This is a genomic window from Rhizobium lentis (assembly GCF_017352135.1).
Classification (GTDB): domain Bacteria; phylum Pseudomonadota; class Alphaproteobacteria; order Rhizobiales; family Rhizobiaceae; genus Rhizobium; species Rhizobium lentis.
This window is the reverse complement of sequence record NZ_CP071454.1, coordinates 3,751,849-3,774,302: the sequence shown is the minus strand read 5'-3', so window position 1 is coordinate 3,774,302 and position 22,454 is coordinate 3,751,849. Positions and strand designations below refer to the sequence as shown.

At 61.9% G+C, this 22,454-nt stretch carries 20 protein-coding genes; 3 read left to right on the top strand and 17 right to left on the bottom strand.

The genetic code is table 11. The annotated features are described in order from the left end of the window. Window positions 1-4: 4 nt before the first annotated feature. Both secDF and yajC read right to left on the bottom strand, forming a co-directional pair. The gene (secDF, locus tag J0663_RS18175) at window positions 5-2,539 is read right to left on the bottom strand and encodes a protein translocase subunit SecDF (RefSeq protein WP_207241785.1); all 2,535 of its coding nucleotides are present in this window, start codon (window positions 2,537-2,539) and stop codon (window positions 5-7) included. 45 nt (window positions 2,540-2,584) lie between these two features. Beyond that, window positions 2,585-2,932 carry a preprotein translocase subunit YajC gene (gene yajC / locus J0663_RS18170; protein WP_207241784.1) on the bottom strand — a complete coding sequence of 116 codons (348 nt, stop codon included), beginning with the start codon at window positions 2,930-2,932 and terminating at the stop codon, window positions 2,585-2,587. Window positions 2,933-3,137: 205 nt separating this feature from the next. Here yajC and J0663_RS18165 point away from each other — a divergent pair, with 205 nt between their 5' ends. After that, window positions 3,138-4,010, top strand: coding sequence for an ATP-binding protein (locus J0663_RS18165; RefSeq protein ID WP_207241783.1), 873 nt, complete (start codon window positions 3,138-3,140; stop codon window positions 4,008-4,010). 79 nt (window positions 4,011-4,089) lie between these two features. On the opposite strand, the gene J0663_RS18160 is transcribed toward J0663_RS18165, so the two are convergent. The 13 genes from J0663_RS18160 to J0663_RS18100 all read right to left on the bottom strand — a co-directional run bounded on the left by J0663_RS18160 (window position 4,090) and on the right by J0663_RS18100 (window position 19,558). Continuing rightward, entirely contained in the window at window positions 4,090-5,679 is a 1,590-nt protein-coding gene (locus J0663_RS18160; protein WP_207241782.1) for a peptidoglycan DD-metalloendopeptidase family protein, read from the bottom strand. 185 nt (window positions 5,680-5,864) lie between these two features. Then, window positions 5,865-6,518 carry a protein-L-isoaspartate(D-aspartate) O-methyltransferase gene (locus J0663_RS18155; protein WP_207241781.1) on the bottom strand — a complete coding sequence of 218 codons (654 nt, stop codon included), beginning with the start codon at window positions 6,516-6,518 and terminating at the stop codon, window positions 5,865-5,867. After that, on the bottom strand, window positions 6,515-7,288 hold the full coding sequence (surE, locus tag J0663_RS18150) for a 5'/3'-nucleotidase SurE (protein WP_207241780.1): 774 nt from the start codon (window positions 7,286-7,288) through the stop codon (window positions 6,515-6,517). Before surE ends, J0663_RS18155 begins: the two co-directional genes overlap by 4 nt. Before the next feature lie 4 nt (window positions 7,289-7,292). Further along, a complete protein-coding gene (gene serS, locus J0663_RS18145; protein ID WP_207241779.1) occupies window positions 7,293-8,576 on the bottom strand; it encodes a serine--tRNA ligase in 1,284 nt (427 codons plus the stop codon). 97 nt (window positions 8,577-8,673) lie between these two features. Further along, complete coding sequence (gene tatC, locus J0663_RS18140; RefSeq protein WP_207241778.1) at window positions 8,674-9,501, bottom strand: twin-arginine translocase subunit TatC; 828 nt, start codon at window positions 9,499-9,501, stop codon at window positions 8,674-8,676. Next, window positions 9,498-10,112 (bottom strand): Sec-independent protein translocase protein TatB, encoded by a 615-nt coding sequence (gene tatB, locus J0663_RS18135; protein ID WP_207241777.1) that lies wholly within the window; start codon window positions 10,110-10,112, stop codon window positions 9,498-9,500. Before tatB ends, tatC begins: the two co-directional genes overlap by 4 nt. Before the next feature lie 50 nt (window positions 10,113-10,162). After that, window positions 10,163-10,354, bottom strand: coding sequence for a twin-arginine translocase TatA/TatE family subunit (locus J0663_RS18130; RefSeq protein WP_207244536.1), 192 nt, complete (start codon window positions 10,352-10,354; stop codon window positions 10,163-10,165). Between the two features lie 184 nt (window positions 10,355-10,538). Next, on the bottom strand, window positions 10,539-11,243 hold the full coding sequence (scpB, locus tag J0663_RS18125) for an SMC-Scp complex subunit ScpB (protein WP_207241776.1): 705 nt from the start codon (window positions 11,241-11,243) through the stop codon (window positions 10,539-10,541). Next, window positions 11,240-12,097 (bottom strand): segregation and condensation protein A, encoded by an 858-nt coding sequence (locus J0663_RS18120; RefSeq protein ID WP_207241775.1) that lies wholly within the window; start codon window positions 12,095-12,097, stop codon window positions 11,240-11,242. The genes scpB and J0663_RS18120 overlap by 4 nt, the downstream gene beginning before the upstream one ends. A gap of 15 nt (window positions 12,098-12,112) precedes the next feature. Continuing rightward, a complete protein-coding gene (gene nagZ / locus J0663_RS18115; protein ID WP_207241774.1) occupies window positions 12,113-13,126 on the bottom strand; it encodes a beta-N-acetylhexosaminidase in 1,014 nt (337 codons plus the stop codon). Between the two features lie 110 nt (window positions 13,127-13,236). Then, the gene (locus tag J0663_RS18110; protein WP_207241773.1) at window positions 13,237-16,458 is read right to left on the bottom strand and encodes an SPOR domain-containing protein; all 3,222 of its coding nucleotides are present in this window, start codon (window positions 16,456-16,458) and stop codon (window positions 13,237-13,239) included. Between the two features lie 61 nt (window positions 16,459-16,519). Continuing rightward, window positions 16,520-18,277: an arginine--tRNA ligase gene (gene argS / locus J0663_RS18105; RefSeq protein ID WP_207241772.1), complete on the bottom strand. Its 1,758-nt coding sequence runs from the start codon at window positions 18,275-18,277 to the stop codon at window positions 16,520-16,522. Window positions 18,278-18,340: 63 nt separating this feature from the next. Next, complete coding sequence (locus J0663_RS18100; RefSeq protein ID WP_207241771.1) at window positions 18,341-19,558, bottom strand: deoxyguanosinetriphosphate triphosphohydrolase; 1,218 nt, start codon at window positions 19,556-19,558, stop codon at window positions 18,341-18,343. Between the two features lie 222 nt (window positions 19,559-19,780). On the opposite strand from J0663_RS18100, the gene erpA reads away from it, so the two are divergent. Next, on the top strand, window positions 19,781-20,113 hold the full coding sequence (gene erpA, locus J0663_RS18095; RefSeq protein ID WP_207241770.1) for an iron-sulfur cluster insertion protein ErpA: 333 nt from the start codon (window positions 19,781-19,783) through the stop codon (window positions 20,111-20,113). A gap of 227 nt (window positions 20,114-20,340) precedes the next feature. Further along, complete coding sequence (gene xth, locus J0663_RS18090) at window positions 20,341-21,132, top strand: exodeoxyribonuclease III (protein ID WP_207241769.1); 792 nt, start codon at window positions 20,341-20,343, stop codon at window positions 21,130-21,132. Between the two features lie 65 nt (window positions 21,133-21,197). Here xth and exoR read toward each other — a convergent pair whose 3' ends face one another. Together exoR and J0663_RS18080 are read right to left on the bottom strand one after the other, a co-directional pair. Then, complete coding sequence (gene exoR, locus J0663_RS18085) at window positions 21,198-21,995, bottom strand: exopolysaccharide production regulator ExoR (protein WP_207241768.1); 798 nt, start codon at window positions 21,993-21,995, stop codon at window positions 21,198-21,200. A 19-nt stretch (window positions 21,996-22,014) separates the two neighbouring features. Then, on the bottom strand, window positions 22,015-22,356 hold the full coding sequence (locus J0663_RS18080; RefSeq protein WP_246590308.1) for a hypothetical protein: 342 nt from the start codon (window positions 22,354-22,356) through the stop codon (window positions 22,015-22,017). Between the last annotated feature and the right edge of the window lie 98 nt (window positions 22,357-22,454).

Sequence of the window (22,454 nt, the reverse complement as noted above, 5' to 3'; positions counted from 1 at the left end):
GTTTTCAAACCACCGTGCCGGATCTTACACCAGCGTCCGTCTTGTTGCTCTCTTCTCCGTTGGAAGCCTCGGGCCGCAGCCGGAAGACGATCAACACGGGAGCCGCGATATAGATCGAAGAGAAAGTGCCGAGAGCGACCCCGAACAGCATCGCAAAGGAGAAGGAGCGGATAACATCGCCGCCGAAAAGATACAGCGCGAGCAACGCAAGCAGCGTCGTCGCCGCTGTCAGGACAGTGCGCGACAATGTCTGATTGATCGAGGCATCGATCAGGATCGGCAGCGGCATCTTCCTGTATCGCTTAAGATTCTCGCGCATCCGGTCATAGACGACGACCGTGTCATTCAGGGAATAACCGACGATGGTCAGTACGGCGGCGATGCTCGTCAGGTTGAACTCGATTCCGGTCAGCACGAAGAGACCGAGCATGATGATGACGTCGTGCAGCGTGGCAACGATGGCGCCGACGGCGAACTGCCATTCGAAGCGGATCCAAATGTAGATCAGGATCGCCGCGAGGGCGGCAACGATCCCCAGTGTGGCCATCATCGTCAATTCGCCAGAGATGGCAGGACCGACGACCTCGACGCGGCGGAAATCGTAATCGGCCGCGAGTTCGCCGCGCACCAGCGTCGCCGCCGATTGCTCGGCATTCTCGCCGCCGCCTTGGGACGCGATGCGGATGCGCGCATTCGACGGCCGGCCCGTAGGCTCGACGCTGACCTCGCCGAGATTGAGCTCGTCGAGGCGCGACCTGAGATCATCGATGTCGGCATTGCCCTGTTTCGCCGTCACCTCGATGAGCGAGCCGCCGGTAAAATCGATGCCGAGCTGCAGGCCGACAGTGGCAAAGGCCGCCATGGCGATCAGCGAGATCGCGGCCGACGCCGTGAAGACAAAGCGGCGGATCCCCATGAAGCGGACATTGGTGTGCTCGAAAAGATGCGCCACAACGCTCTTCGGCAAATGCCGGGGATGGCGCGCTTTCAGCCAGACGGCGACGATCGAGCGCGTCAGCGTGAAAGCCGTGATGACGGTCGTCAGAATGCCGGCCGCCAGCGTCACGGCGAAACCGCGGATGGATTCGCTGCCGAGGAAGAGGAGGATGATGGCGGCGATGAAGATTGTGACATTCGCGTCGACGATCGTGGCAAACGCGCGGGAGAAGCCGCGGTCGACGGCCCGTGCAAAGGAGGGGCCGGCTCTTTCCTCTTCGCGGATGCGCTCATAGATCAGCACGTTGGAATCGACCGCCATGCCGACGATCAGCACGATGCCGGCAATGCCGGGCAAGGTGAGTGTCGCACCGGCAAGACTGAGCCCCGCGACGATGAGGATCAGGTTGAAAAAGAGCGAGACGACGGCGATGACGCCGAGAATGCGGTAGAGCGCGATCATCAGTGCTGCGACCAGCACGACGGCGACGAGGCCGGCAACCAGGCCGGAGACGATGGAGTCGGCACCGAAGCTCGGGCTTATGCTGCGCTCCTCGACGCTCGTCAGCGTCGCGGGCAAGGCGCCGGCGCGCAGCATCACCGCAAGGTCACGAACGCCATCCTCGGAGAAGTTTGCCGAAATCCGCCCCTCGCCGCCGGTGATCGCCGCATCGATGACCGGCGACGACATCACCTGATCGTCGAAGACGATGGCAAGGTGCTTGCCAATATTCCGACTCGTCGCCTCAGCCAACCGCTGCGTGCCTTCGGCGTCGAGACGATAGACAATCGAGGTATCCTGCGTCTGCGGAGCGATGGCAGGTTCGATATCGATCATGTTGGCGCCGGTGACGAAAGCCGTGCGGTCGACAAGATAGGGCACCGGCGGATCGTCGAGCGAATAGAGCACTTCGGAGGTAGCCGGCCAGCGGCCGTTGAGTGCCTCCTGCCCGGACATGCTTTCGTCGAGCAGACGAAAGGAAAGCTTGGCCGGTTGGTTCAGAATATTCTTAAGCCGCTCCGCATCGACCGATCCCAGCACCTGCACGGCGATCCGGTCGGCGCCTTCGGGACGAACCTGGAAATCCTTGTATCCGAAGCCTGTGATGCGGCGACCGACGACATCAAGCGACCGGTTCCGGGTGGATACAACGTCGGCGGCAATGCCGGCATCGGAAATCTGTAGCGAGAGCTGCCCTTCCCCGCCCTGCTGCAGCGCCAACCCTGACTGGCCGCCGGCCGTCGTCAAAGGCTCCAGGAGATCGACCGCCTTCTGCGTCTCGGCCGGATCGGTAATCCGGACCGTCACGGTCTGGCCGTTTCCGGTCAGCCCGGTATAGCGGATGCCGGCGCCCCGCAACGCGTTGCGCACATTCGCAACCGCCTCCTCCAGGCGGTCCTTGACGATATCGGAACGCTCGACCTTCAGAACGATATGCGAACCGCCCTGCAGGTCGAGACCGAGCGTCACGCGGTCGTTTCGCAACCATCCCGGCAGAGATGAACGCTGCGCCTCGCTCAAGAGATTGGGCGCAGCGACGACGACGGCCGCAAACGCAACCAGCCAAATCAGAAGTGTTTTCCAACGGGAAAAATGCAACATTCTCTCGACGATCTTCCGATCCGGCGGATCCGCCGTTATCGCGGTTTACGCCGCGTCGGCCTTGACAGGCTCACCCTTGACGCGAACTTCCGAAATGCCGCTGCGGACGATGCGTACGCGCACGCCTTCAGCAATCTCGACTTCGACTTCCTTGTCGTCGACGACCTTCGTCACCTTGCCGACGAGTCCACCGCCGGTCACGATCTGATCGCCGCGACGAATCGCCTTCAGAGTTTCCTCGCGCTTCTTTGCCTGCGCGCGTTGCGGCCGGATCAGCAGGAAGTACCAGACGACCATCAGCGGCACGAACAGGATGATCATTTCGAAACCGGAGCCGCCGAATCCCGTCGTGGTATCGGTCGCAGTCTGGGCGAATGCCGGGGTGATGAACATGCTAAACTCCTCAGGCTTAAACGGCGGAACTCCGCCTGCTTTTCAGGTTGCCGGACTATAGTTGCCGCTTTGATGAATGCAACAGAAACAGCCGGAAACAGTACCGATTCCGCTGCCTCATAACCTTTCCGCCGGGAAAACGCCATGGTAGGCCGCTTCGAAAGATCAAAGCGACTTACCGCAGTGAGAAATCAGGAGGTCCACGATGACCGAGGAAATCAACAGCGCCCTGCTTGCCGAAGTGAAAAGGCTCGCTGATGCGGTGCAGCGTCTTGCCGGGCCGGCGCCTGCCGTCAACGATTGGGACGCGGCCGACTGCTTCGTCTGGGCGCCGCTGCGTCATTATTTGCAGCCGGTGAAGAAGCCGAACCGGGTCGCGCTGAAGCTCATCCGCGGCGTCGATCACGTGCGCGATATCCTGCATGAGAATACAGCGCGGTTCGCCGAGGGGTATGCCGCCAACAACGTGTTGCTCTGGGGTGCGCGCGGCATGGGCAAATCCTCGCTTGTTAAGGCTGTGCACGAGGATGTCAGGCGCGAAAGCGGCCTCCCGCTGAAGCTGGTCGAGGTCCATCGCGAGGATATTGCCAGCCTGCCCAATCTGCTCGACCTTCTGAAGGACACGCCGTACCGCGTGATCGTTTTCTGCGACGATCTCTCCTTCGATCACGACGACACCGCCTACAAGTCGCTGAAGGCGGCGCTCGACGGCGGCGTCGAAGGACGGCCGGACAATGTGCTGTTCTACGCCACGTCGAACCGACGCCATCTTCTGCCGCGTCACATGATGGAAAACGAACAGTCGACAGCGATCAATCCCTCGGAGGCCGTCGAGGAAAAGGTCTCGCTGTCCGACCGCTTCGGTCTTTGGCTCGGCTTTCACAAATGCAGCCAGGAGGATTATCTCGGCATGATCGACGGTTATGCCGATCACTTCAAGCTCGGGCTCGATCGCGACAAGATGCATGCCGAGGCACTGGAATGGGCGACGACCCGCGGCGCGCGCTCTGGTCGCGTCGCCTGGCAATACATCCAGGATCTGGCCGGACGCATGCGCGTTCACATCGACCGGGACTGAAACGCGTCGCTGAGACATGTCCAGAAATAACAAAAGCCCGGCGGGTGGCCGGGCTTTTGCGCTTCCTGGTACGCCATACCTATTCCAGGAAAGTCATCGGGTTGACCGGCGAAGCGTCTTTGCGCACCTCGAAATGGACCTGCGGCTGCTTGACGTCGCCGCTCATGCCGGAGACGGCGACCGTCTGACCGCGCTGGATCTTCTGACCGCGGGTGACGCTCAATGTGTCGGCGTTGCCATAGACAGTGACGGTGCCATCGTCGTGACGGACGAGAACGGTGTTGCCCAGTTCCTTCAGGCCGTTGCCGGCATAGATGACGACGCCGTTTTCGGCCGCCTTGATCGGCGTGCCCTGCGGCACCGAGATATCAATGCCGTCATTGCGGTTGCCGTTGACGTTGGCACCATAGGAGGCAATGACCTGTCCACGAACCGGCCAGCGATATTTGCCGATACCGGTCGATTCCGGCGCGTCGGAGCTGACGTCGGATTTCTTCTCGACGTCGTCGACGGTCTGAGTGGCGACCGGCGCCTTATAGGGCGCGGGCTGAGCGGAAGCCGTTTCCTGCACTGACGCCGTCTGAGCCGGCTTCGGATCGACCTTCTCAGCCGGGATCGAGGCGGTCTTGATGGTGTCGGCATTGCCGTTCGGGATCTTCAGTGCCTGGCCGACACGCAGCGAGTTCGCCGAAAGATTGTTGGCAGCCTTGAGATCGTCGATGTCGGTGCCGGTCGCCTTGGCGATCTTTGCCAGCGAATCGCCCTGCTTGACCACATACGCGCCGGCAGGCGCCTTCGGATCCTTGCCGGCGCCAGCCGGAAGCTTGCCGGTGGGATCGGCGCTCGCCACGGTCTTGTCCCGGGCGGAATTGGCGCCGGGAACGACAGCGACCTTCTGCTCCGGCGCCTTGGCCGGCTCCGGCATATTGCCGGGCTTGGAAAGATCAGCCGCCTGGGACGCCGCCTTGGCCGCATTGCCGCCGTTGAAAGTTGGGATCAGCACTGCCTGGCCGGGCTTGGCCGCTGCGGCCGTCTTCAGATTGTTGACGCGCAGGATTTCCTTTTCCGGGACACCGAAGCGCCGGGCCAACGTCGCAATGCTCTCACCCGGACGCAGCGTGACAGAAGGCGCATTGGTCGCGGACCAGCCGGAAACCTTTGGCGTCGTGCCTGTCGTCAGAGAATCGGGCGTCGGCTTCGGGGCAGCCGGCGCTACGAGCCGCGGCTTTTCGGCCTGAGCCGAAGTCGGGAAAGGCTGGGCGAGCGCGACTTCTCTTTCCCGATGGCGGGCGGGCGCAGCAGCCGGCGGAGCAGCAAGCTCGGAACGCTGTATCGAGACCGGCGAGGAAGCCATGCGTGCGCTCGAGGGGGGCATCGGTTCGTAACTCTGACGCGCCGGATAAGGCTGATTCAGCGTATTATTGCCGCCACCATAACCTGGCTGACTGGCGACGGCGGAACCGCCGAGATCGGCGCGAGGCACCGGATCACCTTGCTGACCGCCGCGCGGAATGGAACTGGTGGTGATCTGATCCTGCCCCGAGGAGGAAAACAAGCCGCCGAACCGTGTCACATCGGAACTGCAGCCCGTTGCGGTACTCGCCAGCAGGCCTACAACCAGGAAATTGCCGGCAGACTTACCGAACTTCGGCGAAAGACTGAAACGCATTGACTCGACCCACTGAGAACGCAACCATTTGTGAGTCTATTAAAGCGCGTTAGTGTTACCACGCGGTTAAGATGCTGGAATCAGTGCGATATTTTTGAGAAGTTGCTAACCATAGCTTACGGGTGAAAAATCACAGTGGCGGGAGGCGCTGGCGAACACCTCGTGTCTGCATTCAGACCCAGCGTCTAAAGCAGCGAGGCAAGACGTGGAACGATCGGCAGATAAGGAGCTTCGAACAGTTCCTCGCGTTCGAACCGGCTGCCGGTTTTCGTCAGCCGCACCATGCGGCATTCATTCTCGGAAATCATCAGCGGCGCGATCATCGAGCCGCCGGAAACGAGCTGGTCGGTATAAAAGCGCGGCATCGAATTGAAGGCCGCCGTCACCAGGATGCGGTCGAAAGTGCCCTCTCCCTGCATGCCGGCGCTGCCGTCGGCATGACGGATGACGACGTTGCGCAGGCCAAGCGATTCCATGCGCCGCTGTGCCGCCGATGTCAGCGTCTTATAACGGTCGATGGACAGGACGCGCTCGGCGAGCCGGCCCATGACGGCGGCGGTGAAGCCGCTGCCGGTGCCGATCTCCAGGACGCGCTGTCCCGGCTTGAGTTTCAGGTGGTGGAGGATGCGCACGACAAAGTCGATGCCTTCCAGGAAGGAACCGCATTCGATCGGGATCGTCCGGCTGGAATAGGCGTCGTCTGCAAATTGCGGCGGCACGAACAGCGAGCGCTGCGTCTGCTCGACCGCCGTCAGCAGATCGAGATCGGAGATGCCTTCGGCACGCAACCTGAGGACGAGCGCTGCAAAGCCCTCTTTCTCCGCCAGTCTTGCCGTCAAACCTGTGCTCCGTATCCCAGGGCCCGCGCCACGCGGTCCGTCACGGAATAATCGGTCAGATCAAGTTTCAAAGGCGTTACCGAAATCTTGTTATGCTTCAAAGCGTGAATATCGGTACCTTCGATGAAGGCGCCGGCGCGTTCACCGAACTTCAGCCAGTAATAGGGAAAACCCCGGCCGTCGGAGCGGGCGTCGACTTGCAGATTGAAGGCGAGCTTGCCCTGCATCGTCACCTCGGCGCCGTCGACTTCGTCGGGACGGCAGTTCGGGAAGTTGAGATTGAGGAAGGTACCTTCAGGCAGGTCGAGCACCATCAGCTTTTCGAGGAGCGCCGGTGCATGCGTCTCGCAGACCTCCCAGGGCACGATGCGCGCGCCATCCTCATAGAGATAGGCCTGGCTCAGCGCGATGGAACGCACGCCCTGCATCGTGCCCTCGATGGCGCCGGCGATCGTGCCGGAATAGGTTACATCGTCGGCAACGTTCGAGCCCGAATTGACGCCGGAGAGAACGAGATCGGGCTTGATGTCCATCACCTGCCGGATGCCCATGATCACGCAATCGGTCGGCGTGCCGCGCAGGGCGAAGTGCTTGTCGGAAATCTTGCGCAATCGCAAAGGCTCCGACAGGCTCAGCGAATGCGCAAGGCCGCTCTGGTCGGTCTCAGGCGCCACGATCCAGACGTCATCGGACAGTGTGCGGGCGATCCGCTCCAGCGCGGCCAAGCCTTCAGCGTGAATGCCATCGTCATTCGTAAGCAGGATGCGCATCGCCTCAGGCCGCCCGTTCGATCTTGGTCAAGCCGCCCATATAGGGCAGCAAAACGTCCGGAATCGTGACGGAACCGTCTTCATTCAGATAATTTTCGAGGACGGCGATCAGGCAGCGGCCGACGGCAGTGCCGGAACCGTTCAGCGTGTGCACGAACTTGATGCTCTTGTCGTCCTTGCCGCGGTAGCGCGCATTCATGCGCCGGCCCTGGAAATCGCCGCAGACCGAGCAGGAGGAGATTTCACGGAAGGCATTCTGCCCCGGCAGCCAGACTTCGAGATCGTAGGTTTTGCGCGAGCCGAAGCCCATATCCCCGGTGCAAAGGGTCATCGTGCGGAAATGCAGGCCGAGGCGCTTCAGCACCTCTTCCGCGCAAGCGGTCATCCGCTCATGCTCGGTAACGGCGCTTTCGGCATCGGTGATCGAGACGAGCTCACATTTCCAGAACTGATGCTGGCGCAGCATGCCGCGCGTATCGCGGCCGGCAGAGCCCGCTTCCGAGCGGAAGGACGGGGTCAGCGCCGTGAAACGCAGCGGCAGCTTTTCCTGGTCGAGGATCTCGTCTCGCACCAGATTGGTCAGCGTCACTTCGGCCGTCGGGATGAGATAGCGGCTATCCGTCGTCTTAAAGAGATCCTCTTCGAACTTCGGCAGGTTGCCCGTGCCGAACAGCGCCTCAGCGCGGACCATCAGCGGCGAGCTGACTTCGGTATAGCCGTGCTCACTCGTGTGGAGATCGATCATGAACTGGCCGAGCGCGCGCTCGAGCCTGGCGAGCGGGCCGGTCAGAACCGTGAAGCGCGCACCGGAGAGTTTGGCGGCGCGCTCGAAGTCCATATAGCCGAGCGCCTCGCCGATCTCGAAGTGCTCCTTCGGCGTGTGGTTCCAGCGCGGCTTTTCTCCGACGACGCGGGTGACGACGTTGTCGTGCTCGTCCTTGCCGACCGGAACGTCGTCTAAGGGCACGTTCGGGATGCGCGAAAGCGCATCGTTGAGATCGGCCGTCACTTGCCGTTCTTCTTCCTCGATCGCAGGCAGCAGGGTCTTCAGTTCGGCGACCTCGGCCTTCAGCTTCTCGGCGAGATCGGTGTTCTTCTGGGCCATTGCCGCGCCGATTTCCTTGGAGGCAAGGTTGCGACGCGACAGCATATCCTGCGCTTTCTGTACAGCAGAGCGGCGCCTTTCATCGAGGGCGACGAGACTCTGGGCCAGAGGTTCCGCTCCGCGCTTGGCAAGGGCGGCATCGAGCGCTTCGGGATTCTCACGGATCCATTTGATATCGAGCATCGTCGTTCCAACTCGTTGCAACAGAAATGACCCGGTCAAAGCCTGACCTGGCCTCGACCGGATGAGACGGCGTCATAAAGGGATTTCCGGCATCGCCTCAGACGCTGTCGGTCTTGGCAACGTCTGCGGATCCGGTTTCCTTTTCGAGCACCTGCCGGGCACGCTGGCGCTCCACGAGTCGCGCCGCATAGATGGAAATCTCGTAGAGAAGGATCGCGGGTATCGCAAGGCCGATCTGGGACATCGGATCCGGCGGCGTCAGCACGGCAGCGACGACGAAGGCGAGTACGATGGCGAACTTGCGCTTTTCGGCGAGCCATTGCGACGTCAGCAGACCGACACGGGCAAGCAGCGTCGTGATAACCGGAAGCTGGAAGACGAGGCCGAAGGAAAAGACCAGGGTCATGATCAGGCTCAGATATTCCGAAACCTTCGGCAAGAGCGAGATTGCCACTTCATCCTGGCCCGGCGCCTGCTGCATCGACAGAAAGAACCACATGACCATTGGGGTGAAGAAGAAATAGACCAGCGCGGCGCCCAAGAGGAACAGAATCGGCGAAGCGATCAGGAACGGCAGGAATGCCGCTCGTTCGTTCTTATAGAGGCCCGGAGCGACGAACTTGTAGATCTGCGCGGCGATGATCGGAAAAGCGATGACAAGGCCGCCGAACATGGCGACCTTCACCTGCGTAAAGAAGAACTCCTGCGGCGCGGTATAGATGAGCTGCGCCTTCTCGACGTCGAGATTGGCCCAGCTGACGGCGAGCTTGTAAGGATAGACCAGGTAGTTGAAGATGTGCTTGGCGAAAAAGAAGCACACGATAAAGGCGATGAAGAACGCCCCGATCGACCAGATCAGCCGCGTGCGCAGCTCCATCAGGTGCTCGATCAGCGGCTGCGGCTTGTCTTCGATATCACCGCTCATGCCTCGTCCTTCTTCTTCGTCTGCGCCGGCTTTTTCGGCATTGCGGGCTTTCTGGCCACCGTCGCCCGTTTCGGTTTTTCCACAGGCACGGCAGTGGCCGCCGCAGCATCGACCTTGTCGGCCGCCTTGACGCGCGGCTTGCGCACGGGTTTCGGCTTGGCGGCAACCGTATCGGCCTGAACCGCCGCTGCTGCGACGGGTTCTGGCTGCGCAGGCGCCGGCACCAGCGGCGGCGTTTCAGGCAGGCTCATCGACGGCGTCGGAGCCGAGACGGCATCCGGCGCCACCTCGGTCTTGTTTTCCGTGACCACGGTCGCCTTCTGCAGGTCGGCCTTGATCTCGTTGCCCATCTGGCGAAGCGGGTTCATCGCCTCGCGCAGGCTATTAACCGGGTTGAGCTTCTGGGCGTCGCTGATCGTCTGGCGGACATCGTCAAGCTCGGCTTCGCGCAACGCTTCGTCGAACTGCGCCCGAAATTCACCTGCGACCTTGCGGGCGCGCTGTGTCATCTTGCCGAAAGCGCGCAGCATCGGCGGCAAATCCTTCGGACCGACAACGACGATCAGGACGACCGCGATGACCAAAAGCTCGGTCCAGCCTATATCGAACATGCAAGGCTCCTGGACGGGAAGCGCGGGGGCTGCGCTTTTCCCGGACTTGGTTACTTCGTTTCGTCGGCCTTGTGATCGACGGTCTTTGCCGTATCCGGCGCGTCTTCGTCCGTCATGCCCTTCTTGAAGCTCTTAATGCCCTTGGCGACATCGCCCATCAGTTCCGGAATCTTGCCGCGACCGAACAACAACAGCACGATCACCAGAACGATCAGCCAGTGCCACACGCTAAGAGAACCAATCATTACTCTAACTCCCTGTTTCGATGTTCCCACGATGTAAGGATTTCCAACACCGTTTCCAACATCACGCCTTTTGAACTGCGCTTAATGTCACGGTATCGCCCTTTATGACAAGCCACCGACCCATCGAAAAGTGGTGAGGACATTGTTTTCGCCGTGCATGGCAAAAACAAGACGAAGGCGCTCAATCCTCGGAGGTAGAACGCGGGGCGAGCAACCCAAGTTCTTCGAGATCCATCTGGGTGATCGGATCCTCGTCCTCGGTCAGCTCGTCGTTCATCGATGGTGAGGGAATATTGAAATTTGCCGGAATGCGGCCTGACAGCAGGCCCGCTCCCTTCAACTCTTCGAGACCGGGCAGATCGCGCAGCTCCTCGAGACCGAAATGGTCGAGAAAATCCCGGGTCGTGCCCAATGTCACCGGCCGGCCCGGTGTGCGCCGGCGGCCGCGAAACCTTACCCAGCCGGCTTCCATCAGCACGTCGAGCGTGCCGCGCGAGGTCTGAACGCCGCGAATATCCTCGATCTCGGCGCGCGTCACCGGCTGATGATAGGCGATGATCGCCAGCACTTCGAGGGCGGCGCGCGAAAGCTTCTTCACCTCGTTATCGTCGCGGCGAATGACGAAGGAGAGATCGGCGGCGGTACGGAATGCCCAGGCGCCTTCGACCTGCACGAGGTTGACGCCCCGCGGCGCGTATTGCTCCTTCAGGCGCAGCATGATCGCATGCACATTGGCGCCCCTCGGCAGCCGCTCAGCGATAAAGCCTTCGGAGACCGGTTGCGAGGAGGCGAAGACCAGCGCCTCGGCGACGCGCTCGGCCTCAATCTCGGCCTGCAGGTCGCGGCCCTCGTCCTCGAAATCCTCTTCGCCCTTCGGATCGATCAAATCGGTCGCTCCTGTTCCACGACCTGCAGCGTCGCATGTTTCGGGCCGCGCCGCATGTAGATCGGCTGAAAGGCCCCATCCTGGCGGATTTCGAGCTTGCCCTCACGCACCAGTTCCAGCGAGGCGGCAAAGGCGCTGGCGATCGCCGTGACGCGTTCCTCGGGTGCTGCCAGGTACCGCAGCAGATAATGTTCCATCGCCGTCCAGTCGCCGATCTCGCCGATCATCTGGGTCAGCAGTTCGCGGGCGTCGGTCAGCGACCAGACATTGCGCCTCTCGATCGTTACCTGGGTAACGGCATGGCGCTGGCGCAGTGCCGCATAGGCGGTCAGGAGATCGTAGAGGCTTGCCGCATAAGCGGACTGCTGCCGGTCGGGAATATGTTCGGGCGCGCCGCGGGCGAAAATATCACGGCCGAGACGGTTGCGATTGACGAGGCCTTCCGCCGCCTGCCGCATGGCCTCCAGGCGTTTCAGCCGGAAGGCGAGTGTTGCCGCCATCTCCTCGCCCGAGGGACCGTCATCCTTGACCTGCTGGGGTATGAGCAGCCGCGACTTGAGATAGGCAAGCCAGGCGGCCATGACGAGATAGTCGGCGGCAAGTTCGATGCGGATGCGCCGGGCGCTTTCGACGAACTGCAGATATTGCTCTGCGAGTGCCAGCACCGAAATGCGCGACAGATCGACCTTCTGGTTACGCGCGAGATAGAGCAGCAGGTCGAGCGGCCCCTCGAAGCCGGCGACGTCGATCACCAGCGCCGGCTCGTGGCTGGCGCGCTCGGAACCGTTCTCCTGCCACAGCTTGTCCATCGGCGTTGCCGCCTGCGGACGTTCGGTGCCCTTTGTGCTCACCACCCTGCTCCCTTAAGATCAGACTGTTGCAAATATCGCCTCGAATTCCGCCCTCAGCTCCGCCTGATCGGCCGTATCCGGCGTCGCGAAACCTGCTTCGACCGCCTTCGCGCGGGCAAGCGACAGACCGGCGAGCGGCGGAACATTTGCCACGACTTCGACCATCTCGTCCATATGGCCGTTGCAATGCAGCACGATATCGCATCCGCCTGCAATAATATTCGCCGCTCGTTCACCGATCGTGCCGGAAAGAGCATTCATCGAACTATCGTCGGAAAGCAACAGACCATCAAAGCCGATGTGCTTACGGATGACGCCGTCGATCATCTTGCGCGAGGTCGTCGCCGGATTGTCCGGGTCGATTGATGTGAAGACGAGATGGCAGGTCATTGCCATCAGCTCGTCCTTCATCGCGACGAAGGGCGGGAAATCATGAGCTTCCAGCTCATCGCGCGAGACGGTGACCACCGGCAGTTCCAGATGGGAATCGGCAAAACCGCGGCCGTGGCCGGGCATGTGCTTCATGACGGGCAGCAAGCCGCCGGCCTTCAGCCCTTCGCCGGCCGCCCGGCCCATGGCGATGACGGTTTCGGGATCGCGGCCATAGGCCCGGTCGCCGATGACATTGCTGCTGCCTTCGACCGGCACGTCGAGCACCGGCAGGCAATCGACATTGATGCCGAGGCTCGAAAGATCGAAGGCATGCAGTCGCGACATCACCCAGGCGGCGCGCAGGCCAAGCGCCGGATCGCGGCGATAGAGATCGCCCAGCGCCTGACCCGAGGGGTAACGCGGCAGGACCGGCGGACGGATGCGCTGGACGCGACCGCCCTCCTGGTCGATCAGCACCGGCGCATGCCAGCCGACACTGTCGCGCAGTTCGGCGACGAGATCGGTAATCTGCGAGGCTTCGGAGATATTGCGCCCGAAGAGGATGAAACCCCAGGGCCGTTCGCCCCGATAGAAACTCTTTTCTTCGGGTGTGAGGGCAAGGCCGCTGCAGCCAAGGATCATCGCTTTTGATTCGGTCATACCCGAATCATAGACGGAGCCCGGCCAAATGCGAGCAAGCCCAGGCGCGATGCACAAAAAAGAGCGGCGGACCGATCTGGCCCGCCGCTCTTCAATTTAACGTTCCGATGTTACCTGGAGATCAGGCAGCTACCGCCGGCGGCACGATACTTCTCGCAAAGTGCCGCGGCCTCGTCCTTGGAGCCGGCCGGAATGCGAACACGGTAGAAAGTCCCCTTGCCGGCAACATCGGCCCTGCGGATCTCATAAGCGCGGCCGGCAAGCACGCCGGCGAATTTCTTCGACAGGCTGGCATAGGATTTGTTCGCCTCGTCTTCCGATGGCAGCGAGGCGATCTGGATGCCGTATCCGCCGGCGGATGCGGCCTGCTGCGGCTGGGCGGCCGGTGTTGCGGAGGCGACCTGCGTCGGTTTCGGCTGCTGCGCGGGCGAACGGACATTGCCCTTATCGGTGACGGTGCCGACGACGTTGACGGGCTGATCGGCCGGGCGGGCGATCGGAACCGGGGCCGTATCGGCAATCGGCGTCGTCTTGACCGGCCGTGCCGGCGCATCGACCGGCGCGGGATTTGCCGGCTGAACATCGGCCGTTGCGGCAGGCGACGGCTGTGCCGGCGTGGTTTCGACAGGTGCTGCGGAACGCGCATCGGCGGAAGCAACCTCGGCGGCTGCCGGGAAGCTCGCAGCCGTGCCGGCAATCGGCGGTGCGGCCGGGGCCGACGGCGCAGACGGAGCCGAGCGGGCCGTTACCGGCGGCTGCGCAGGCGTGGTCGTCTGGGCAATCGGCGCAGAGGAAACCGGCTGGTCGGCGGGCGCCGCTTCCTCGCGGGCGACCAGGGTGCCGTCAGGCTTGACGATCATCGTGCGGACCTTACGCGGCGAAACGGCCGGCGTCTTGTCGGTGTCGCTTGCGGGAGCGTCGTCGGCGCTGGCCTGGTTCGGCAGCAGACGGGGATCCTCCGTTTCACCAACCGCCGTCGGCGTGACCCGATCCTCGGCGCCGGCGTTCTCGTCATCCTCCGGCAACGCCTCCGGCGTCAGAGTGCGCTGGACGACATCGACGGGTGCCTCGTCCGAGGAAACGAGCGCCTTCTGCTTCGGCTCCTCGGCAGAACCCGCAACGCGATCGTAGACGGCCTTATCCTGGTTCGGAACCGTCTTGCCGCCGGGATTTTCCGGAACGACCTTGACCGGCTCCTTGTCGGCCGTGATCACGCGCGGCTCGCCGGACGCGACAATGCCAAGCCCTTCGCCGTTCCAGACGGAGGAATAGACGCCATAACCGACGCCGGCGAAGACCACCAGCACGACGGCCCCGGCAAGCAGCCGGCGCATCGACCGGGCGCGGCTGAAATCAGCGGCCTGGCTTGCCGACTCGATGTGGACCTCGGAGGTCTCGCGGCGCTCGACCGGCTCGCGCACGCTGCGGCGGAAATCCTCCTCCAGCGCTCGTTCGAAATCATCGAGACCGTCGGCAATGGTCGGCTTGGCCGGCTTTGCCGCAGCAGCCGCATCACGGGCCGGCACCGGCGTTTCGCGCGGTTTGGCCGGTTCAAAGAAACTCGCGATCTCCGCGTCGAGATCGAAATCGAAATCCGCGGTTTTCGCGACCGAAGCGGGCTGCTCGACCGGCGGCAAGGCCGGTACATGCATGTCGTCCACCGTTTCGGGACGATCCTCCGGATCGGAGATCATCGCCGGATCGAACGGCAGGTCTTCGGTCGATTCCGCGGAAGGTGCCTCTGTAGCAGCTGCCCAGTTGAAGGCCGGAGCCGGAGCTGGGGTCGGCGGCTCAGCGGCGAAGGCCGGTTCGGACCGCGCCGGGGCGGCGTCGTGCGGGCGGACAGGCGCTGCCTGCTGGGTCGCAGAGGATACCGGCTCAGCCTTTGGCTGCGGCGCAGGCTCGGATGCTTCGGAAAAATCGAGATCGGCAAGTTCCAACTCGATGCCGGCGAGATCCAGTTCGAAATCATGGCCAGCGAAAGGATCATCAGCTTCCGGCGCGGGCTGCGGCGACCGTGAAGATGCCGTTGCGGCAGGCTGGGGCGGGGCGACCACCTCGGCGGGCTGCGGCGCGACCGGTCTTGCGGCTTCGGCAGCATGGGCAGGAACCGCTTCCATCGGAGCCGACAGGACAGGTGCTGCAACGACAGGTACGGGCGCGATCGCCTCGGGCTGAACCTTTGTGGCGGCAGCGGGCGTGACTTCGGCGGAGGCGGATTGCGACGAAACAGGTGCCAGATTGGCGCGTTGCAAGACCGGATGGGGCACTGGATAGCGCGAGACGTCGGCCAGCAGGTCATCGAGATCGAAAGTGCCGACGGTGTGCGGAACTTCGGGCACGACCTCGGTCAGCGCGGCGTCGGCCTGGATCTCGCCCTCGACGGCGGCCGCGAGATCAAAACCGGTGTCGGAGCTGAACTCTTCCAGCTCGTCCTCGACTTCAACGAACTCTTCGGCTTCGGCAGTTTCCTGCGGCGCAATTACCTCATCATGGCGATCGAGCTCGGCAGGAAAGCCGAGCGATGGCGACGCGGATTGGAACTTCTCGGGAGGCTCGACAGCGGCGACAGGCGCCGGCTGCTCGACCACGGCCACCGGCTCCGCCGGGGCAAGATCAGCAACCTCTGCTTCAGCCATCGGGTCAGCGGGCGCCTCAGCCACAGGTGCGGCAATCGCCTCGGCGGCCGGCTCGACCGCAGCCGCCGGCGGAGCCACGGGCTCCTCGCGCTTGGGAGCGTGGAAATTGGCGAGCGGAAGCCTGATGCTGGCAGCCGACCACTGCGGGGCTTTGGCGGGCTGCGCCAGTGAAGAGACCGGCGCTGCGCCGATCGACAATTCGAGTTCCTCGATCAGGTCGCGGGCGCCGCCGAAAGCGGCTTGGGTCGGCACCTCGGCGGCAGGATCAACAGAAAGCGGCTGTGGACCGGCCGCCCAGTCTGCAGTGGCCACGTCCCAGTTCCTCGCCGGAGGTTCGGCTGCTTCTTCTGCGACGACGGGGCCAACGGAGACGGGCTCCGGAACATCCGCGCCTGCGGCACCAGGCGAAGCATCGAGAACGGGCTCAACATAGTCTTCCGGAGCGACGCCATCAGAGATCGGCTCGGCCGGCCGGTCGAGTTCTGCGAGCGGACGCGGCGAATCGTAACGATCGAACTGACGCCCGAGCTCGTCCTCGAGATCGAGGGCAGGCTCGCGCCGAGCGGCGCTCACCGTATTCGCTGCAACACGCGGTTCGAAGCCGACGATACGAGCAAGCTCGGCCAACGGATCGTCGTCAGCAAACAGATCATCTTTTCCGCGCGCATCATACGCAAGTTGTTTCTCAGCCATGCCTATCCCACTCGCAAACGCCAACACTCGAATGCCAGCGCATTGTGGGTAAATGGTGACGTTATCGCATTTCGTCAGGTGCGGCAGTGCCTGTAATGGCGAGTCCCGACTTCAAAACCGACGCGACGGCGTACACCAGCCCAAGCCTGGCAATACTTGATTCTCGGTTTTTATCATTAACAAATCGTAATTCCGGCTGATCTTTACCTTTGTTCCAGTGCGCGTGGAAGGAACTGGCGAGGTCATAGAGGTAAAAAGCAATGCGATGCGGCTCCTGCGCCTGGGCCGCCGCCTCGACAACACGCGGGAATTCGGCAAGCTTGGCGACGAGCTGTAATTCGGCCGGATCGTCAATGCCAGCAACGGTTTTCGCAAGATCCTCGGGCGAAACATCGAAGCCTGGAAAAGCCTCCCTCGCCTGCCGGAAGACCGACATGCAGCGGGCATGCGCATACTGCACGTAAAAGACGGGATTATCCTTCGACTGTTCCGTCACTTTGGCGAAATCGAAGTCCAGCGGTTCGGAATTCTTGCGGTAAAGCATCATGAAGCGGACCGAATCACGGCCGACTTCCTCGACGACGTCCCGAAGCGTGACGAAATCGCCCGAACGCTTCGACATCTTTACCGGCTCGCCGTTGCGATAGAGCTTGACCAGCTGGCAGAGCAGCACCGTCAGCTTCGCCTTCCCTTCCGAAACGCCGCGTGCAACCGCTTCCAGGCGCTTGACGTACCCGCCGTGATCGGCGCCGAGCACATAGATCATCTCCTCGAAGCCACGGTCGAACTTGTTCTTGAAATAGGCGACGTCGGCGGCGAAATAGGTATAGGAGCCGTCCGACTTGATCAGCGGCCGGTCCATATCGTCGCCCACCTCGGTCGAGCGGAACAGCGTCTGTTCGCGATCCTCCCAATCTTCGGGAAGCTGACCCTTCGGCGGCGGCAAGGTGCCTTTGTAGACATAACCCTTGAAGGTCAGATCGTTGATCGCGGTGCGGATCGCTGCCGCACCGTTGGCATGCAAGGTGCGCTCGGAGAAGAAGATGTCGTGATGGACATTCAGCGCCGCCAGATCTTCGCGGATCATCGCCATCATCGCATCAATCGTGCGATCCTTGACGAGCGGCATCCATTCTTCTTCCGGCATATTGTGAAGCCGCACGCCGTAATCGGCGGCAAGCGACTGGCCGACAGGCACGAGATAATCGCCCGGATAGAGGCCCGAGGGGATTTCACCGATCCGCTCGCCGAGCGCCTCGCGGTAACGCAGGAAGACGGAGCGGGCGAGCACGTCGATCTGCGAGCCGGCATCGTTGATGTAGTATTCCTTCTCGACGCCGTAACCGGCAAAGGCGAGCAAGTTGGCGAGCGCATCGCCGACGACGGCGCCACGGCAATGGCCGACATGCATCGGGCCGGTCGGATTGGCCGAGACATATTCGACGTTGACCTTCCGGCCTTCGCCGAGGGTCGAACGGCCATAGTCGGTGCCGGCGCCGATCATCGAGGCGAGCAGCCGCTGCCAATAGCCGACGGCGAGGCGGATGTTGATGAAGCCGGGACCTGCGACCGAGACATCGGCGACGTCGGCATCTTCCTTGAGCTTGGCGATGATGACGTCTGCAAGGGCGCGAGGATTGGTTCCAAGCGGTTTTGCCAGCACCATCGCGGCGTTGGTCGCAACGTCGCCATGGCTCGCGTCGCGCGGCGGTTCGACGGTGATGCGGCCGAAATCGAGCTCGGATCGCCTTTCCCTGACCAGATCGATCTGTTCAAGGGCGGTTTTGATCCTGGCTTCGAAGTCGGTAAAAAGGTTCATCGCACTCTTCCATGCATAGGCTGTGCCAAGGCGCAAAATCGGGCTCCGGCGGGCGACCGCTGCCTATCGCAAATCCGGAGTGTGGTCAAACAATCGCCTGTGCGCGCTGATGGCATAGGTGTCGGTCATACCGGCGAGGTAGTCGCCGACATGGCGAGCTTTCGGAGCATCGGAGAGCCCGGCGATATGATCGACCCAGTAATGACTCTGCATTTCCTTGGGACTGGCCATGTAGGCGGCAAAGAGATCGGTGACAATCTGGGCTGCGCCGGCGCGGATGCGCATGATATCGGGATTGCGGTAGATGCGCTTGAAGAGCATCGCCTTGATCTGCCTGTCGGTTTCGGCCATCTCTTCGGAAAATGTGGCGATAACCCGGTCGGCGCCGCGGATGTCGGCAGCGCTCTCGGGGCGAAGAAGGGAAAGGCGCTCCTGCGCAACGCCGATGACGTCCTCGACCATGCGGGTGATCTGACGGCGCATGATCTCGTGGGTGAAGCGGCTCGCCTCCAGGTGCGGATATCGCCCCCTCACCTCGGCCATCAGCCTGGCAAGAAAGGGGATTTCCTCCAGCATGTCGAAACTCAGATAGCCGGAGCGCAGACCATCATCGATATCGTGGGTATTATAGGCGATGTCGTCGGCGATCGCCGCGACCTGAGCTTCCAAGCTGGCGTAAGTCGCGAGCTCGAGATCGTGCAATTCGCAATAATCGAGAATCGGCTGCGGAACGGGGCCGCGTGTGCCGACTCCCTCCGGCGTCAGCAGCGGACCATTATGTTTGACGAGACCTTCGAGGCTTTCCCATGTGAGATTGATGCCGTCGAATTCGGCATAACGCCGCTCCAGCTTGGTCACGATGCGCAGCGATTGGGCATTATGGTCAAAGCCGCCATAGGGCAGCAACACCTCGTGCAGCGCGTCCTCGCCGGTATGGCCGAACGGTGTGTGGCCGAAATCGTGGACGAGGGCCACGCCCTCGGCTAGATCCTCATCGAGCTTCAGGGCGCGGGCGAGTGCGCGAGCGATCTGTGCCACCTCGATCGTATGAGTCAGCCGGGTCCGGTAATGATCGCCGTCCTGGGCGATGAAGACCTGGGTCTTGTGCTTGAGCCTGCGGAAGGCAGTGGTATGGACAATGCGATCGCGGTCGCGTTGGAAATCGGAGCGCGTCGGGCTGTCGTCTTCCGGATAGAGACGCCCACGCGTCGTCCACGGGTCTGCCGCATAGACTGCCCTTTCGCTGCCGCCGAAACCTAAAGCCCGCCTGTCAATCGTCATTCTTCACCGTCATTCTGCCTGTTGCCGCATCTGCCCATTGACGCCGCTTTGCCCTCTTCATACCTATAGCCCGACGAAACGGCAAAGAGGCGCTCGCCCGACCGCTTCGGCGCATCATGGCCTTTTCGCGAAGAACATGGTAAGTTCCTTTGATATCAGGCATTTGAACATTTCTGTGCCAAAACCCATTCTCTCCGGATCTTGACCCCGGCAGGAGGAAATATGACGGATACGAGTGTAACTCTTTCGGATGCCGCGGCAAAGCGGATCGCTGCGATCATCGGTTCGCAGGCCGGCAAAAACGCCCTGCGCGTTTCCGTCGAAGGCGGCGGCTGTTCGGGCTTTTCCTACAAGTTCGACCTTGCCGACAGCGCAAGCGACGACGACATCATCGTCGAAAAGAACGACGCCAAGGTGCTGATAGACAGCCTGTCGCTCGTCTACATGGCGGGATCCGAGATCGACTTCGTCGACAATCTGCTCGGTCAATCCTTCCAGATCAAGAACCCGAATGCGGTGGCCAGCTGCGGCTGTGGCACAAGCTTCTCGATCTGACCATCTGAACGCACGGCATTGTCCCCATGAACCGGCCGAAGAATTGCTTTCGGCCGGTTTATCGTCTTGTCCGGTGATGAAAGACCAAGATAAAAGAAGCCCATCATGGCGTGCCGCATCGAAGCTGATTCATGCGATGCGCCCTGGCTCTTTGTTTAGTGCACGAGATTGTCCCAGACCGCAGCATGCTTCTGGGCGACATGCATCCAGCGGAACGGGATGGAACCATGAAGATCGCGACCTGGAACATCAATGGCGTCAAGGCGCGCATCGACAATCTCACGCAGTGGCTCAAGGATTCCGATCCGGATATCGTCTGCCTGCAGGAGATCAAGACGATCGACGAAGGTTTTCCCAGGCTGGAGATCGAGGCGCTCGGCTATCACGTCGAAACGCACGGCCAGAAGGGCTTCAACGGCGTGGCGATCCTCTCCAAGAGTTCACCTTCCGAAGTGAACCGCGGCTTGCCCGGCGATCCGCTCGACGAGCAGTCGCGCTTCCTCGAAGCGGTGTTCACGCTGCCCGACACGCGCATCCTGCGCGTCTGCTGCATCTATCTCCCGAACGGCAATCCCGTCGACACGGAGAAATATCCGTACAAGCTCGCCTGGATGGAGCGTCTGAGGAGCTTCGCAGCCGAACGGCTGGCCTATGAGGAGATGCTGGTGCTTGCCGGCGATTACAACGTCATCCCCGAACCGCACGACTGCTTCGATCCGAGGGTCTGGGAAAGCGATGCGTTGTTTCTGCCGCAGACGCGGCACGCATTCCGCAGGCTCGAAAATCTCGGATTGATCGATGCGGTGCGGGCGACGACGGATGCGACGCGGCTCTATTCCTTCTGGGACTATCAGGCGGGGGCATGGCCGAAGAACAACGGCATCCGAATCGACCACCTGCTGCTGTCACCGGAAGCTGCCGACCGGATGACCTCGGCAGCCATCGAAAAACATGTACGGGCCTGGGAAAAGCCGTCCGACCACGTGCCTGTCATCGCCTATTTCGATTTCGCGGCCTGACGTTCCGGGCAGCGCGTCGTTTCTGACGCGCAATGGAAGGCGCAGTTTCAATGCCGCATGAAGCGTCAGTCGGCTGAGCCGCTCGCGATGGCGTGCGACAGCGAAACTGCCGTGCGACGGTCGGCCTCGTTCGCAACCGAGAAGGCCTGCTCCTGCAGCGCTTCCATCCAGTTGCAATCTTTCGGCTTGCAGCGGTCGAGAGCGGCGGTCATCAGCGCGAGACCGCGGGCCGTCTGTCCTTCGTCGAAAAGAATATTTCCGAAAACCGCCATGGCGCCGGGATGACCACTTTTGCGGGCCTGGTTCAACCATTTCTTCGCCTGCTGCGGGCTGGCATTGCCGCCCTCGCCGGCCAGCATCATCTGCGCCAGCTGGAACTGCGCTTCGGGAACACCGAAGGTGGAGGCCACCTGGAAATAAAGCTGACGCGCCTGGGTAAGGTCGATCTTGACCGGGCTGCCGGCAATTCCGTGCTTGTAGTAATTGGCGAGCGAGAGAAGGGCGTTGACGAAGAAGCCGGTATCTTCCGAGCCGGGTTCGACACCCTGCTGAGCGATCTCACTGTAGATCTTGAAGGCTTCGAAATCATCCTGGGTAACGCCGTCACCATCGGCATACATATTGGCGAGCGCCCAGCGCGAACCGGTATGACCCTTTTCCGCGGCGTATTTGTAGGCTTCGACCGCCTCCTCCTTCTGTCCGTTCTTATAGGCCTTGAAGCCGAACTTGAAGAGGTCGAAAGGACCGGATTCCTTGCTGACGTCGCTCTTGATGTCGAAAGCGTGAACAGGACCGGTCAGCGCCATGGCTATCCACATGCCCATCAGCATGAATTTGAACAGTTTGAACTCGGACGTTACCATTTCAACCGATTTCTTTCGTTCATCGCACGCAGCCGGCGCTGACGCCGGGCATACCGCCGATGTATTCCTTCGAGGCGAGCGATCCCGCGGCGAGCTCCATGGCCCCTTTGCCCGCGTCGCATCCAGCCCATTGGCCTTTTTCGAAAGGCCGAATTTTCAGCGTATCATGTGGAACCACCCGGCTCCCGGCATGGCCCGACTGCAATCTGCCTGGCATTCTTTCGGCGGGCGCGGCATCCGCCTTCCCGCCTTTATTGCTTTCGTAAACAGCAAATGTGACGAAACCAGTATCGGCTTCTGCGCCAAAGCCGCGCTGCTCCGCCGAACGAGTCGAAAATACCGGCGATGGATGGATCGACATTCTCATTTCGAGGCCAGATTTGCGGCCGGAACAGCCGTGTTCAAAGAGCGAAACGGCCACAATCGGACGATTGTCGCCAATCGCGCCGCATGATCTGC